Origin of the sequence: Blautia sp. HCN-20427, assembly GCF_037890365.1 — a bacterium.
Taxonomy (GTDB): domain Bacteria; phylum Bacillota; class Clostridia; order Lachnospirales; family Lachnospiraceae; genus Blautia.
The window spans coordinates 81251-96474 of the sequence record NZ_JBBKBX010000010.1 but is presented as its reverse complement, the minus strand read 5'-3'; the positions used below and the strand labels follow the sequence as shown (position 1 = coordinate 96474).

The window sequence follows — 15224 nt, the reverse complement described above, 5'->3', positions numbered from 1 at the left end:
AAAAGCGATTCATCGTAATGATGAACCGCTCACTTTTATTTTATAATAATTTTTATGATTTATGCACTACGCTGTTCATATGCATTCAATAATTCTTTTCCTACCTGTTTTAAACGCATTCCGAAAAGTGTATTACGTTTAGCCGTTGTATTATTTCGGATAGCTTGAGCAACTGCCCGTTTACTTCCTACAATAATCACCTTTTTTGTTGCACGTGTGATTCCAGTGTAAAAAATATTTCTCTGTAACATGCGCCAAAAGCACCCCAGCATAGGGATTATAACAACAGGGCACTCATTTCCTTGAGATTTATGCACCGACATTGCATACCCATGAACCAGCGGCCAGTAATCATCATCAGAGAATTCCACAAGCCGATCATCTCCAAAGTCTACGCGCATCACCGTCTTTCCCTCCTTCTTAAAAATGCTCACAACTTCGCCAAGATCACCGTTTGAAATATCATCTCTGTTTTCTGTCTGCATGACCTTATCTCCCTCTCGGTAAAGACGTCCTCCGTTCTTTATTTCTTTCCGTCCACGCCGTTTTGGATTAACCACTTCCCGCAACATCTCATTGAGTGCGTCGGAACCTGCCGCAGTATTCTTTTTCAATGGTGAAAGTACCTGTATATCATCAGTCTGTTTCCCATGTGTTTTCCAGTAATCCTCATACAAATCACGTATGATCTCTGAAGCATCTTCCGGCGCATTCGCTGAATAGAATTCAAAGGTATCATCATATATGAGCTTTGTCTGCTTCCGATTGATGCGTACTGCATTTTCCACGATCGTACTTCCTTCCTCTTGACGAAAACAGGAATCGAGAATGGTAGTCGGAATCATCCCTGAAATGATCATCTCATGAAATACATTTCCTGGTCCCACGCTGCCAAGCTGATCTTTGTCTCCTATCATAACAAGGGTTGCATCCTTTTTTATGGCTGAGAAAAATCGGTCTGCCAGATACATATCACACATGCCAAACTCGTCTGCTATGATAAAATCATCTTCCAGTTTACCGGCATGCCACGATTCCTCCTCGTCCTCATTCTCTGAAGGAATCCCCACTGCTTTCTGCATGGTCATTGCCGGAAATCCAGTTTTTTCATACATACGCCTTCTTGCACGCCCGGTCGGCGCACAAAGCAAAATTAAAGAATCTTTGTTTAATTTTTCCTGAATTCGGATGATAATGCGAATCAAAGTTGTCTTTCCGGTTCCCGGCCCTCCGGTGATGATAGATACCGGATACTGGAACACTTGGCGTACTGCCTGCTCCTGTGTTTTACTTAATGTAATTCCTTCTTCGGCTGTAATCTGCTGCAGAAGAGGCTCTATATCCACTTTCTTCCTCTTTCGCTTTAAAAGCCGCATCAACTCTGCCGCAGCTCCCATTTCCACTTCAAAATTTCGTTTGGTATAGATTCCACCACCATTTCCAATCAATGTCTGATCCTTACGTATCATTTCATTCCCAATATCCTTAATTATACGTTCCGAAACTTTCTGTCTGTCTTTTGCATGATTTAAAAGCTCGGCAGACCGTTCTACAATTTCTTCACTTTTCAAAAACAGATGTCCTTCCTCATCAGCGGCACGCTGAAGCACATACAAAATTGCTGCTTTGATGCGTTCCGGATTATCTGCTTTAAAGTTTTTCGCTTTTCTGGCAATCGGATCTACCGTCAAGAAACCAAATCCTTTAATTTCACACAATCGGAACGGATTTTTCTTAATAATTGGATAAGCATTGTTTCCAAAATGCTCCTGTATCCGCATTAACTTGTTCGAGGTCACACCAAAAGGCGCCAGATAAACCATCAATTCTCTCAACTGCCGGCTCTTCTGATACCCCTCCATGATTGTTTCCAGCCTGCTCTCGGTAATCCCTGAAACCTCCAGTAGCTTCTCTGGCACATTTTCCATAATGTACAATGTTTTCTTTCCAAATTTCTCAACAATGCGTTCCGCTGTTACCGGGCCAATCCCCTTGATCATGTCAGATGCAAGATAAGCTTTGATTCCCTCCGTTGTTTCGGGAATACAGATGCGAAACGATGAAACGTCCAATTGCATGCCATACTTTGTCTCTTTCCAGTCACCGTCCAGTTCAACCTCTACACCGTCACCGGTCGGAAGTTCAATCCCAACTGCCTGAAAATATCCGGTGTTTCCCGGATGAGAACGGACAATTTTTTTCGGTAATTCCTCTTCTGTTTGGTAAGCGGCAACAGTATAACCATTCCCGGCATTATAAAATATTCGTTCAATGGATTTTGCATGTATCATTTACTTACGCTCCTTTCCCCACGATAACCATAGATATTTTCCTTTTTTTACAGCATGGATATGATCTTTATGTAAGTACTGGATTAATATCTTTGTCTCGTGAGCCGGGAATGCCCGCAACATCCCCACTCTTCGAAAATATTTTCCTTCCGGCACACAGCAGACACCTTCCGGAGTGATGGAAAATCTCCAGATACCTGTTTTTTCTAATTTTGCCTTCAGGTTCTGGATTCTTTCCTGCCCCTCCATCTGATACCAGACAACCGCCTTGCATTCCTCCTCACTTTTCTCATGCTGTATACTAGGTTCCTTTAGCGGCTGCATTCCTTCTTTTTGGTATCTTTCCGATAAATCTGCCTTCTCATCTTTCTGATACGCTGAATCTCTCCTGTCTGATACATCTTTTGAGGTATCAAAATCTGTGCTTTCGGTCTGGTTACTTCCATTGTTACTCTTCTGTTCATCTTTTTTTTCCTCCCGTACAGTTTTTATAATAAACGCTGCTACTATGATGGGCGCCGCAAGACTTAAAGACTGGAAAATAATCATAAGAAAAAACGGCCATAAAAAAGGGGATAGAAAAAATCCAATCCCACCTGTAAGAATACAAAGCCATTTATATTTTTCTGCCAACCTCTTTAGCTTTTCCATAAACTACCTCTTTCTTCCCGGGGGAAATCCCCCAGGATGCTTTAATCAAATTCTTCGTAATCCATATCATCAAACTGCTCATCCACATCATCATTTCTGGATGACCGACCTCTTTGGCTACTACTGCGGCTGCTCTTTCCGGAAGAATAATTGGAATTTCTGCCTGATCTACCCGAACTGCTTTTTGATGAGCGCTGGCTTCCTGAACTCTTCCTTCCTCTTGATGAACTCTGTCTGCTCTTATTACTTCTGCTCCTACTTTTGGAATCATCTTCATCGTCGTCCTGACTGTTCTTACTTTCGGCAAATTCAATCTCATCACAGCAGAGTCTTACACCGTAAACTTTATCCCCATCCTTGTTGGTGTAATTATTGTTTTCCATTCTTCCGGTGATTACGATTTTAATGCCCTGATACAGATACTTTTCTACGAATTCTGCCAGCCAGCCGAATGCCGTACATGGAAAAAAATCGGTTTCGTCACTGTATTTTCTATCTACGGCAATACGGAAGTTTGCTACAACAAATTCATCCCCATCTTTCTTTGTTGTGTAATTAATCTCCGGATCTCTTACCAGTCTTCCCATCATAATTGATTTGTTCATGTATATCCTCCTTCATTTCCTGTTAAAAAAAACGCTTAGAAACTTCTTTCTAAACGCTTTGTCATCGGTATCGTATTTTATTCGTATTCACTTTATTCGTATCCTCCTTTCTTTCAATTTTTCTTTACACCTCCTTATCCTTTTCTTTCATCTGTACTTGTCTTCATCCTAACCGCATACAAAACACAAAAAAGGCACTTAGAATTTCTTCATTCTAAATGCCTCACTTATATTGCTTGTGACAGACAGGAATCTTAAATTCCTCATAATTCACTTCCGGACTTTTCCGAAACCAAAATACACTACCCATCTTTTGATGAATACAAATACAAATTTCATTTTTATAGTAACACAACATATAGTGGCAGTCAATATGTATTCATACAATTTAGTGTTTGTTAAAGTACAAAATGTTATAGATGGATAAGCCAAAGTCAGCCATTTATCCACCATCTTTGAAAAATATTCTAAGAGACCTATTGAGGAAATTCCCCAAAGCGGTATCCGACACCATACACATTCTGTATATATTCCGGTTTTTTTATATCTCTTTCTATCTTCTGGCGAATCCGGTGTATGTGTGCCATAATATTTCCATCATCCTGAAGATATTCTTTATTCCAAACAGCTTCGTATAGTTCTTTATAGGTAACCACCCGACCATTTTGTTGTGCCAGAAAACATATGATGTCAAATTCTATTTTCGTTAATACTATTTCTGTCCTCCCATAAAAAACTTGTCTACTTTCCAAAATAATTTTCAACCCTTGAAAATGCCAAATATTTATTTGCTCATGAATACGCTCTTGCATTCTAATTAATGCCCTTAATCTTATCACTATTTTTTCTACATCTAACGGAAAACCAAGATAATCATCTGCACCACTTTCAAACGCATAAACCGCCTCGCGCTTTTGCTTTTCTGCTAAATTAGCTTTAGAAACAAAAAAAATCGGGGAATTAGAGTTCTGACGGATTTTATTAATCAACGTTTCACTCGTTTGTGTAAAATTTGTCATTTCTATAATATATAAAGCATATATATTTTCCAACATCTGACTGGTTTTCATTATTTTTGATATTGATTTATATATTACCTGATATTCTCCATCCAAATATTTACAAATATTGTGGCTCTTGAAGGAGGAATAATACAAATAAGATTCTACATATCACATATAACATCTTCCTTTTCCAAAAGATAACACAAATAGGACAGTACCATTTCATAAATCTTTTCGTTACAATTACAGATTACAAAATTATTGGACTTGTATTTTATTTTGAATTATACAAGTTTAGGATATAAAAGATGGTCTATAGATTCCTAGATGATTACTCTTCTATATATATAACAGCCTCGTCTATTCTATTGCGATAGAATTTTCTCTGCTTCCATAAAAATGTTAGGAAGTATTTGTTAATTTTCCATCAATATACATCTGAAACTTTTCTGGATCATGAAAAATATCATATTCCTGTCCCCATTCATCAGGTAAGTATTCCACTACCATTACTGGTTCCCGACCATTTACCTGATCTTCCCACAAGTATACTGAAAGGTACAGACTAGTAGCATATCCATAATCTATAGAAAATTTAATAGTCTTGAAAGTATTTTCTTTACATTTTTTGATGAGATATTCTGCAAAGTCCTCTTTATTATTAATTTGATTTCGATTTGCAATAATAATCAGTCGTTCATCTTGATTTGTTTTCATACTACTAATAACATCAGGTTCTCCTTCTACACGCTTCTGCTCACAACTTGAAAGTGAAAGTATTGCAACTATTAAAGACAAAATAATAAACTTTTTTCTTTTCATTTTATAGCTCCTTATTCTCTTTCTCTTAAGTCATGACGATATAATTATTGTTGCCTTTTCTTATTTTAACCATCAAATTCGTAATAAGTGGTCATTATTAATTCGAATAAACATTTCCAATTATAGAAAAGTATCTCTCATCTGCTGTGTTGTTCCAAATTCCGCATTATTATATTCAAAAACGGAGCAATGCATTTTGCACCGTTCTTATCCTATTTGCTTAACCAAAAAAATCTTATTGGTTCTATTAAATGTATAATAAATTATATCTTCAATTTCATCTTAAAATATCTTCTATTCTACTCTCCTATCCCTTTAGTGGCTCACTATTATGTTTACTTTTCCCTAGAGCGTGTTTGAAAATTAAAAATTTTATAAAGCATGTGTTTCTATCCCATTTTCATGATAGAATAAAGAAAAAGGGGGCTTTCATATGTCAAGACGTTATGAATTAACTGATCAGGAATGGGAACAGATTGCTTTGCTACTTCCTCCTGAAAATACCGGAAAACCACTTCGAAAGACAATCGTTTGATGCTTAATGCAATGATCTGGCTTGCACGCAGCGGTGGGTGCTGCGTGGAGGGACCTTCCGGAACGATATGGGCCTTGGACAAGTGTATATAGCCGTTTTCGCAAATGGATAGAGGATGGAATTTTGGATAATATCTTTCGGGTGTTAAGTCTGGAAGCAGAATTGGGAGATTTATCTATAGACTCTACCATCGTTCAAGCCCATCAACATAGTGCTGGAGCAAAAAAAGGGGGACTCCAAGTGAAATTGGACACAGCCGAGGTGGTGCAAGCACCAAAATACATGCGGTAGTGGATTCTTACGGCTATCCGATCTACCTGATGCTCATCGAAGGACAGCGTAACGATTGTAATCTTGCGATCCCCGTATTAAAGCATGTTCATTTGGAGGGCTGTAATGTTCTTGCAGACCGTGGATATAATAGCGATGAGCTGATTGATTATATCTATACACACGGTGCAGAACCAACAATCCCATCAAAAAAGAATGCAAAATTTGAACGTCACTGTGACTGGTGGCTATATAAGGAACGTCATTTAGTTGAGAAATTATTTCTCAAATTAAAAGAATTTCGAAGAATTGCAACCCGGTATGATAAATATGCATTCACCTATTTAGGATTCATATGTCTTGCTTCTGTTTTAATTTGGTTAAAATGACTAATTTGCAGCAATTTTCAAACACGCTCTAGTAACAACTACATTTTTTGACTATTTTTGTAACATATTACAGAAATAATATCCAACACCATACTGATTACAAATGTATCGTGGATTCTTCGGATCTTTCTCAATTTTTCCTCTAAGACGGTGTATATGAGCCATAATGTTCATATCATCATGAATATATTCCTGTTTCCAAACTCTTTCATATAACTCTTTATGCGATACTACATCTCCCTTTTTTTGAAAAAGATAATAGAAAATATCGAATTCTTTTCTTGTTAGATTGACTCTATTCTCATTAATATATAGTTTCCTTTTATAAGGATATATCTTAATGACCCCATCTTCTCCAATTGCTTCAACCTTTTTTTCTGCTGGCATTGTTTCTTTTTTATCCTCTAGGTCAAGAACCCGATCAATTAGAAGGAAAAATTCTTTTTTTGCAAATGATCTTTTGATCAGAATGTCAATCATTCCTATAATTCTCAATTTTTCTCCAGGGTAACTCTCAATAATATTCTTCTCAAAAACACAAATAGGTAAAGAATAGAACTTCTTAACAGATAAAGCGAAATACCTTATTTCCTGAACACTTGCCGGTACTTCAAGGATGCATAAAAGATAATCATATTCTTTTTCTACTCCTATTTCCCAAATAAAATCGTTTATATTTTTCAGACTCTCTATATGCTTCCATATAAAAGTTCCCTTTGTATTCGATTTTTCTCCTGTCAAAATTAATATTCGTTTATCCATATAATATTTTCCCAATAAGTTTCATCTTTAAAAGAGAGTTTGCATCTATCGCCCTAAATCTGTTTATTCTTTATTTCCAGCTAATAAAATAATTTTAGTCTCAAAATATTCCTCAGAATACTCATAATTTATATTTCCCCAATACTTTTCCGCAATTTCTTCCATAATAGATATTCCTAATCCTAAATGACCAAGTTTTGTCGAAACTAATTTCTTATTTTTTAATTTCGGGCGGGTACCAACCGTATTTTTCATCTTTATTACTATATAATCTTTAAAGCTGTGTATTCTAAGAAAAATTTCCTTTTTTTCTTTGTCTGATGCGAGACATGCTTCGATACCATTATCAAGCAGATTTGCAAAAAGCGCCGTCACCTCTGGCTTATTCATAAAGTCAAATATTATATCCTGCATACTAATATCAAATTTAATTCCATAGCGTTCGCAACTTTCAATCTTGTTCCATATAATTGAACATAAAATCCTGTCACTACAAACAAATTGTGGTCGGATATTTTCAATAGAGTTAATAAATTCTTCTGCGTATTCATTTTGAGTTTTTTTATCAACTTGCTCTAGTTCATTTATTGTCTGGATATGTTTCTTCATATCATGCAATGCTTTTTGTGTCTTCTCATAGTTTTCTTGGAGATCTTCATAATACTTTGCTGTCATTTCCAACTGTTGTTCTATTAATACGCTTCTTTGCTCATATTTTGCCTTTTCAGATATCTTTTTGTATAAATATAAAATACCAGCATCCAAAATAACAAACCCTATACATAAATGTAAAAGAGCTATGTTACTGTTTGGGTTTGTATCGATTTTGAGAAAAAGAAGGATGATACCAAATTCAAATATCATTAAAAACATCATATATAAATGCAATATTTTTGAGATACCGCTAACTTGGCAATGCTGTAAAATTTGTATGAATAAACTATTTGTACAAATTACAACAATCGCATTTCCGACACTTGAAAGTAAATATGATTTTGGGTGCATTAACACTGCATAGGTACTGCCATTTACAAAAAATGAAAAAGCAATGGTCACACAAACATCAACAATAGCCATATATATGATTACCATTGCTGAATTCATAAAAATATTTTTTCCACATGGCTTGTATAGGATGAAAGATATAAACCCCAATGCAGCCATTGAATACCCTAAATTCAATGCAGGTATGTTTAGATATGATATCATCATATGCAATAGGAAACATCCAAAGAATGATAAAATATAAACGCCCTTCTTTTCCGGATATTTTCTCTCATATATAGCATCCATTATCCTAAAAAAAACAAAATCTGTAACAGAACAAGAACATATCAGTCCGATAATATGAAGCATATACACCACCAAATGTCCCCTTTCTTAAATTCTGTCAAATAGGCGTTTGCGAAACGCCACAAGCCGCATGAATACGGCATTTTTCTGTTATGAAAAACAAATAACCCCTCACTGGATATGGTATAATAGAGTTGACTAAAAACTAAAAACCATCACCCAAGAAAGGAGTTATTCTGATACCTATGATACCATATAAACAGCTTTCTTTGGCAGAAATTTTTACAGATTGCCAAGAAAAACTTGATAATGACAAACCTGCGTTTCTCTCTCTATTAGAAACTCATATCGACATTGATGAAATTATTCCGATTTCCTTTAGAAACCATTTTTATGCATCAACGGGCAGAACCCGTAAATACTCTTTGCAAGCCTTTTTATGGGCCTTGATTATTCAACGTATTTTTTCTATTCCTACTGACCAACTCTTGTTGGTCTTCCTTGCATACTCCAAACCGCTTCGTGATTTCTGCGGTTTTGATAAAGTTCCTGATGCCTCTAAAATCACTCGATTTAAACAGGATTTCTTAGATGATCTACAGTCCGTGTTCGAGCATCTTGTGGATCTTACGGAACCAATCTGTCAGGCTATTGATTCCGCCAAAGCTGATATGACCATTTTTGATTCTTCTGGAATTGAAGCTTTTGTCACTGAAAATAATCCGAAATACGCAAACCGGATTATCAAGCAGCTTAAGGCTTATGCCAAATCCAAGGGCTATGATAAATCATATGATCCTTATAAAGCTGCGTATGGTGCTATGCCTTCTCATGCTTCTGCTAATCCTGAAATCAAACAGCTTTACATCAATGGACATTTTTGTTATGTTTTCAAGTTTGGCATTGTCACCAACGGACTTGGAATTATTCGCCATATTTCCTTTTACAACAAGGATTTCATAGTATCGCATCCTGATATTGTCGTAGAAAAGAAAACGGATTCTCCCGATGAAGATAAATCTGTCCATGACTCAAAACTTCTTGTTCCAACCTTGAAAGATTTTTTTGCAAAGCACCCACTGATCAATCCCAAAGTTTTTCTGGGCGATGCCTCTTTCGACTCTGTTCAGTTATACAAAGAATTACTTTCTGGTGATACCTTTGGTATTGATAAGCATTTTTCAAAAGCATATATCCCACTTAATTCACGCTCTCATTTAGAGAACATAGACTACACGATCAATGACAATGGCATCCCTTGCTGTCCACATGATCCCTCACTTCCAATGAAACCTGAAGGAAATACTTCTCATCTTCGCTGTGGACTTCCAACTTTCAAGTTTGTCTGCCCGAAAATGAAATATATAAAATGTGAAGATGGAAACTATCACCGCCGTTGCCAATGTGACAACCCTTGTACCACATCCCCTTGTGGAAGAATGATTTACATTTATCCAGAAAAGGATCTGCGTGCATTTCCTGGCACTATCCGTGGCACTAAAGAATGGGATAACACCTATAAAATTCGAACTGTCGTAGAGCGGGACATCAATCATATCAAAGCAAACCTCTGCCTGGCAGGTCGTCGTACACAAAACGAAAACACGTTGCACGCCGATTTAATACTTGCAGGCATTACGCAACTGATAACCGTAGTGCTTGCAGATAAAATTAAACATCATGAATATATTCGCAGTCTGAAACCTCTTATTGCATAGGACTTACCAACTTCATAGCTAGATGAGGCTTATTTGTTGTGCCCAAAATCAAGTGTTTTTTATTTTCTGCATTAAAATATCTGTAAGATAGAACGTTTATCTCTTTTACGCAAGTTTTAGGAATGTGTTTCGCAATTACCTAATTCTGTCAAATGTAGACTGTAAAAAATCATTAAATTTATTTTTAAAGTCTACCGCTCGTTTTTGTGCCAAGGGCACTATATCATTATTCTCTAGAAGTATATCAAAACCCTTAATTCTTTTTAAATATAACAAATTTACAATAAAGCTTTTATGTGGCGATTCAAAGTTATATTTTTTAAACTTTTCATATAGTTCTTTCAGACTATATGACGCAAAGTAATTTCCTTGAGTAGTATGAATAATAACTCTTCTACACGAATATTCAAAGTAATAAATATCCTCTATTTCAATAGTTACTAATCCTTCTTCTGTCTCAAATACACATTTTTGCTTTTCGATTGCATTATCTAAATAGCGTACTGCTTCGCCCAATGTTTTAAAAATATCTGTGTCTTTAATGGGTTTACTTATATAATCAAAAGCATGTACTTCGTATGCATTTCTTTGATAGTGGTCATAATTTGTTACATAAATAATTTTACTAGTAACATCCCACTTTCTTAGCTTTTTTGCAGTTTCAATGCCATTTAGTTCTGGCATTTCTATATCAAGAAAAATGATATCAAATCTTACTTTTGCACTTAAAAGTTCTTGTCCTCTTTTGAATCCGGCAACCCATACTTCTCGTTTAATTTCACTGAAGTATTGTTGGATAATTGTCAATAATCTGAGACGGACCTGTTTTTCATCATCACACACAGCAATCTTTATCATCCTGTATGCCTCCTATCTCCTTTATCATTTTATTCTCCACTTACAATCATACAATAAAAAAAGAATCCTTTCAGCAGATTCTTTTTTAACTATACCGTATATTTTTTTGCAAAGTATCTTCCAAAAAACAACATTGCCATCTGAACTATCCAGGAACAGACAATTCCAACCGCAACCTCTCTGCTTAAGACGCATCCAATTCCAAAGATAACTGCTAAGCAGAGCAAAATGGATCGTGTTTTTTTTCTATAAATTACTTTTTCTTTTTCTGATAGTGGTTTAGTAGGCGCTTCTTGCGGAGATCCTCTCCATATAACAATTCCACTGATCAGCATACATATACAGATCAATCCAACATTTAGCTGCCGAAATATAAAGAACATCACAAGCACAAATATAGTAACGAGTATGGTACAATAGTAACATCCTTTTGACGTCCTTGCATGATATCCTCCTGCATACTCACGTAGCCAAGCATATGTGACTAGGAAAGAAACCATTTCTAAGAAATGTCCGAAAAGGAAACCAATTATTAAAATTAGAAACGTATGAATTATTATTTTTACAATAAGATCAAAGCCATATTGATAAATCTCGATCTCATCAGAAGTAATTACATTTGTTTCTAATAGAAACTTGGTAACTCTGTTATTCACATTTCTCTTTCTCTGTTTTGTTTAATTTCTTTACGCTTTCTGGCATTTGGGGTTGTCCATGCAGAAAAACACAAGCTGTGTTGGCATTCTTTTCAGCAACCTTATATGATGTTTTTGCAATAACTTTTGCAACTTTTTCTTTCATATTCATACGATAACCTCCGTCTCTATCCATATAAGTTGTTACATGTTAATTATATTTAATTAGTCATTTAATTTCAATAAGAATGGACAAACTACGAGATTATTGTATAAATGACGATTAGCAAGTCACAATAATAGAAAAATTTTTATCGTTTCTTGAGAATGTAATTATTGTTTCCTTATTAATTTTCAAACACTTCTTTTGTATATCAGCAATCTTTACCTCTGGCAAATTCCATTCCCCAACGATTCTTATTATAATCCAATTTTTGTATCCGTGCATCCTAATATATATCCGCTCTCTAGCCTTTTCTCCATATAATTCTTTGATCAAATTTGTAATCAACTCATAGTTTTGGTTTACTTTTTTGCCATATAGTTCCATATTTGTTCGGTCGTAAAATAGTTCTATTTCGTAATCAGAAAGCTCTTCTATTATCATGTCCATGTAATTTTGCATTATATGTATGCTCCTTTTAGCTATTTCTTTAACTATACAACTTTTAGTTCTAATATTCAACGCTAATAGTTTATTTCAGAATATCTCTACGTAAAATATAATTAAACAAGTTGGAGGAGTTATATGCATACATTAGATTTATTGTCATTTGGCTCAAGGATTCGGAAACGTAGAGAAGAACTGCTTATTTCCAAAAAGGAGCTTGCAGAAAAATTAGGTATTACTTCAAAATTCATGGATGATATAGAAAGTGGCGCACGTGGAGTATCCTTAAAGAATCTGGTACTTTTATCTCAAATTCTGGAAATATCAACCGACTATCTTCTTTTTGGAAATGGTTCGAAAGCTAGTAAACAAGTGTTTAATAACATTTTAGAAAGCTGTCCACAAGCTAAACTGGAAGTTTTAGCAGAAATAATAGGCAAAATTATTGAGTCATATGATGAATAAAAATACCGGAGGTACAGATTTATCACCTACTCCTCCGGTATTATTGTTCATAAGATTAAACAGATAAATGTATATGTGTTCTTTTTTTCTTTTATTGTAAGAGTGCCTTTGTTATCTTCTACAATCGAGTATAGCCATTCCTTCCATTTATCATTTATACTGTTTTTTTCTCCATTCCGATATATAAATTCATAAATGCAGTAATTTCTTTTTTTTCTAATTGATAAAGTTACTATGGTTCCATTCTTTGCACCTTTCACACACATCATCAAAATCTTTGAAAAAATATACTTTAAAGTGATGTAATCACTGTATATTGTAGGGAGAACTTTTCTGGTGATTGTAACATGTAGAACCAACTCCTTGTTTTCAAATACTTTAGATGCCATATTGACTACTTCAAAACTAAACTCATCTAAATCAATTTTGTCTTCCTTTGTTTCTGCTTTTTCGTTTGGCAGTCTCCCTTTTACATAATTAATAATTTTTATAAATTCTTTTGTATTACTTTTAAGATTTAATTCTAACCTTCTATAATTTTCAGTCATACTTTGTATCATCCATTTTCTTCTAAATCTATTTGTCTATAAATGCTAATCTAAAAGTGAGCCACTTAAAAAGTACTCTGAATAAAAGTCTTTTTATTCGGAGGGAAATAAGGTGGTTATCACAATGCAAGATTACGATGAAATTCGCAGACGTTTCCTTGCTGTTGAAAGTCAGAGACATATCGCAAAAACGATGGGCATGTCCAGGAATACCGTTAAAAATACTGTGAAGGGAATACTGTCCCCTGGGAACGGAAAACGCCTGACCGTGAATCGACGATTCTTACACCAGACGTAGTCCGATTTATACAAAACTGCCTTGAGGAAGATTCCCGTCAAGGTCTTAAAAAGCAAAAGCATACCGCAAAACGTATCTATGACCGGCTTGTTGAAGAAACCGGATTTACAGGTGGGGAATCTACAGTCCGTGCAAAAGTCCATGAACTAAAGGAATGCAAGCCTAAAGCATTTATTCCTCTTCAGTTTGAACCTGGCAAGGCAATGCAGGTGGACTGGGGTGAAGCTACAGTTTATCTCAACGGTCAGAAAACTGTGATCGATCTTTTCTGTGCGCGGCTTTGTTACAGCTGCAGACCAGTTGTACTTGCCTATCGTCATCAGAATGAAGAAAGTTTTCTGGATGCATTCGTTCGTACTTTTGATATCCTGAGAGGCGTTCCTCATAAGGTTATCTTCGACAATTGTAAAGTTGCTGTAAAAGAGGGATTTGGGAAACATGCACAGGCGCAGAAAGGATATACTGCTCTTGCGGCTCACTACAGTTTTTCCGCCCTTTTCTGTAATCCTGCTGAAGGACATGAAAAAGGACTTGTAGAAGGATCAGTGGGATGGGCCCGCAGAAACATTCTTGTTCCTGTTCCCTACGCTCCTGATATTTCCGAACTGAATACACTACTTTTGGAACGCTGCATGAAATATGAAGCACATCAGATTAAGGGCAAACCCGATAAAGTTGGAGTAATGATGGCTGAATTCCATCCTCTCCCCGGGTACAGATTTGAAACTGCCAAAAGCGCAAACGTCAGAGTGAATGCTTTTTCCACTGCCAGGTTTCGGACGAACAGTTATTCCGTTCCGGTTCAATATACTGGCAGAATGGTAGGGATCAAAGGATATCCCGAAACAGTAGAAATCTACTATAAAGGAGTATTGATTGCAGTACATACCCGGTGTTACGGGAAACATCAGAGTATTTACCATCTGGAACACTATATGCCGCTTCTTGAAGAACGGCGGCGGGCGATCCCTGACGCAGCGCCTGTGAAGCAGAATGTTCCGCCGGAAGTTCTGGAGGAACTTCGAAAAAACAACAGCAATTATTCCAGAATGATGAGCATTTTTCACGATTTCGTTGACATCACAAAGCCCCAGATCCAGGATCCGGTAAAGATCCTTTCGGTTGACCTCCGACAATACGACCAACTGAGTCTCAGAGAGGAGGTGAACAGCAAATGAGCACAACAGTAATTGAAGATCAAATCCGGATGTATGCGAAGCTGCTTAAGATCCCAACCTTTACCACCTATAAAGAAGCACTCCGTCAGCTTTCTCCTGATTCTGATATCAGTGAGATCCTGCTTTCATTAATGGAAACAGAGTATGAGCAAAGGCAGGAAAATCAAAACCTGCGCCGCCTCAAGAGAGCGGGATTTCCATTTACCAAAACATTGGAAGAACTGGATCTGTAACTCTACAGTGGTTCCATAAATGAACTCTTCTTAAACGAACTCTCAAGCTGTAAGTTTAT

Annotated in this window: 17 protein-coding genes and 1 pseudogene; 6 read left to right on the top strand and 12 right to left on the bottom strand. The window is 36.1% G+C overall.

Translation table 11 applies throughout. The annotated features are described in order from the left end of the window. Nucleotides 1–59: 59 nt before the first annotated feature. From recD2 to WKT17_RS08120, 5 genes are all read right to left on the bottom strand, one after another. A complete protein-coding gene (gene recD2 / locus WKT17_RS08140) occupies nt 60–2291 on the bottom strand; it encodes an SF1B family DNA helicase RecD2 (RefSeq protein WP_117500920.1) in 2232 nt (743 codons plus the stop codon). Then, entirely contained in the window at nt 2292–2942 is a 651-nt protein-coding gene (locus WKT17_RS08135; protein ID WP_117500919.1) for a hypothetical protein, read from the bottom strand. A gap of 41 nt (nt 2943–2983) precedes the next feature. Further along, on the bottom strand, nt 2984–3547 hold the full coding sequence (locus WKT17_RS08130) for a single-stranded DNA-binding protein (protein WP_117989119.1): 564 nt from the start codon (nt 3545–3547) through the stop codon (nt 2984–2986). A 476-nt stretch (nt 3548–4023) separates the two neighbouring features. Further along, nucleotides 4024–4602: a response regulator transcription factor gene (locus tag WKT17_RS08125; protein WP_281853945.1), complete on the bottom strand. Its 579-nt coding sequence runs from the start codon at nt 4600–4602 to the stop codon at nt 4024–4026. 351 nt (nt 4603–4953) lie between these two features. Next, nucleotides 4954–5373: a hypothetical protein gene (locus WKT17_RS08120; RefSeq protein WP_270475772.1), complete on the bottom strand. Its 420-nt coding sequence runs from the start codon at nt 5371–5373 to the stop codon at nt 4954–4956. Nucleotides 5374–5941: 568 nt separating this feature from the next. On the opposite strand from WKT17_RS08120, the gene WKT17_RS16325 reads away from it, so the two are divergent. Both WKT17_RS16325 and WKT17_RS16320 read left to right on the top strand, forming a co-directional pair. Continuing rightward, complete coding sequence (locus tag WKT17_RS16325) at nt 5942–6199, top strand: transposase (RefSeq protein WP_270475840.1); 258 nt, start codon at nt 5942–5944, stop codon at nt 6197–6199. Beyond that, a pseudogene (locus tag WKT17_RS16320) lies at nt 6145–6567 on the top strand (IS5 family transposase); the annotation flags it as partial. The gene WKT17_RS16325 and the pseudogene WKT17_RS16320, both read left to right, overlap by 55 nt. Nucleotides 6568–6618: 51 nt before the next feature. Here the strand turns inward: WKT17_RS16320 and WKT17_RS08115 are convergent. Continuing rightward, nucleotides 6619–7329, bottom strand: coding sequence for a winged helix-turn-helix domain-containing protein (locus tag WKT17_RS08115; protein ID WP_270475773.1), 711 nt, complete (start codon nt 7327–7329; stop codon nt 6619–6621). A gap of 63 nt (nt 7330–7392) precedes the next feature. Then, nucleotides 7393–8685 carry a sensor histidine kinase gene (locus tag WKT17_RS08110; protein ID WP_270475774.1) on the bottom strand — a complete coding sequence of 431 codons (1293 nt, stop codon included), beginning with the start codon at nt 8683–8685 and terminating at the stop codon, nt 7393–7395. Nucleotides 8686–8867: 182 nt separating this feature from the next. Between WKT17_RS08110 and WKT17_RS08105 the strand changes: the two genes are divergently transcribed. Further along, nucleotides 8868–10340, top strand: a complete 1473-nt coding sequence (locus WKT17_RS08105; protein ID WP_118623106.1) for a transposase — start codon at nt 8868–8870, stop codon at nt 10338–10340. Between the two features lie 135 nt (nt 10341–10475). Here the strand turns inward: WKT17_RS08105 and WKT17_RS08100 are convergent, their stop codons facing one another. The 4 genes from WKT17_RS08100 to WKT17_RS08085 form a co-directional block, all read right to left on the bottom strand. Continuing rightward, nucleotides 10476–11198, bottom strand: a complete 723-nt coding sequence (locus WKT17_RS08100; RefSeq protein ID WP_340272331.1) for a LytR/AlgR family response regulator transcription factor — start codon at nt 11196–11198, stop codon at nt 10476–10478. 89 nt (nt 11199–11287) lie between these two features. Further along, complete coding sequence (locus WKT17_RS08095) at nt 11288–11854, bottom strand: accessory gene regulator ArgB-like protein (protein WP_270475776.1); 567 nt, start codon at nt 11852–11854, stop codon at nt 11288–11290. Further along, nucleotides 11847–12005 carry a cyclic lactone autoinducer peptide gene (locus tag WKT17_RS08090; protein ID WP_270475777.1) on the bottom strand — a complete coding sequence of 53 codons (159 nt, stop codon included), beginning with the start codon at nt 12003–12005 and terminating at the stop codon, nt 11847–11849. The genes WKT17_RS08095 and WKT17_RS08090 overlap by 8 nt, the downstream gene beginning before the upstream one ends. A 111-nt stretch (nt 12006–12116) precedes the next feature. Then, nucleotides 12117–12458 carry a hypothetical protein gene (locus WKT17_RS08085; protein ID WP_340272327.1) on the bottom strand — a complete coding sequence of 114 codons (342 nt, stop codon included), beginning with the start codon at nt 12456–12458 and terminating at the stop codon, nt 12117–12119. Nucleotides 12459–12581: 123 nt separating this feature from the next. Between WKT17_RS08085 and WKT17_RS08080 the strand changes: the two genes are divergently transcribed. Then, nucleotides 12582–12908, top strand: coding sequence for a helix-turn-helix domain-containing protein (locus tag WKT17_RS08080; protein ID WP_270475779.1), 327 nt, complete (start codon nt 12582–12584; stop codon nt 12906–12908). Nucleotides 12909–12955: 47 nt separating this feature from the next. On the opposite strand, the gene WKT17_RS08075 is transcribed toward WKT17_RS08080, so the two are convergent. Then, nucleotides 12956–13456 carry a hypothetical protein gene (locus WKT17_RS08075; RefSeq protein ID WP_281853944.1) on the bottom strand — a complete coding sequence of 167 codons (501 nt, stop codon included), beginning with the start codon at nt 13454–13456 and terminating at the stop codon, nt 12956–12958. Between the two features lie 279 nt (nt 13457–13735). On the opposite strand from WKT17_RS08075, the gene istA reads away from it, so the two are divergent. Together istA and WKT17_RS08065 are read left to right on the top strand one after the other, a co-directional pair. Continuing rightward, nucleotides 13736–14932, top strand: coding sequence for an IS21 family transposase (gene istA / locus WKT17_RS08070; RefSeq protein ID WP_270475844.1), 1197 nt, complete (start codon nt 13736–13738; stop codon nt 14930–14932). Next, nucleotides 14929–15165 (top strand): hypothetical protein, encoded by a 237-nt coding sequence (locus WKT17_RS08065; protein ID WP_270475781.1) that lies wholly within the window; start codon nt 14929–14931, stop codon nt 15163–15165. The genes istA and WKT17_RS08065 overlap by 4 nt, the downstream gene beginning before the upstream one ends. The last annotated feature ends 59 nt before the right edge of the window (nt 15166–15224 follow it).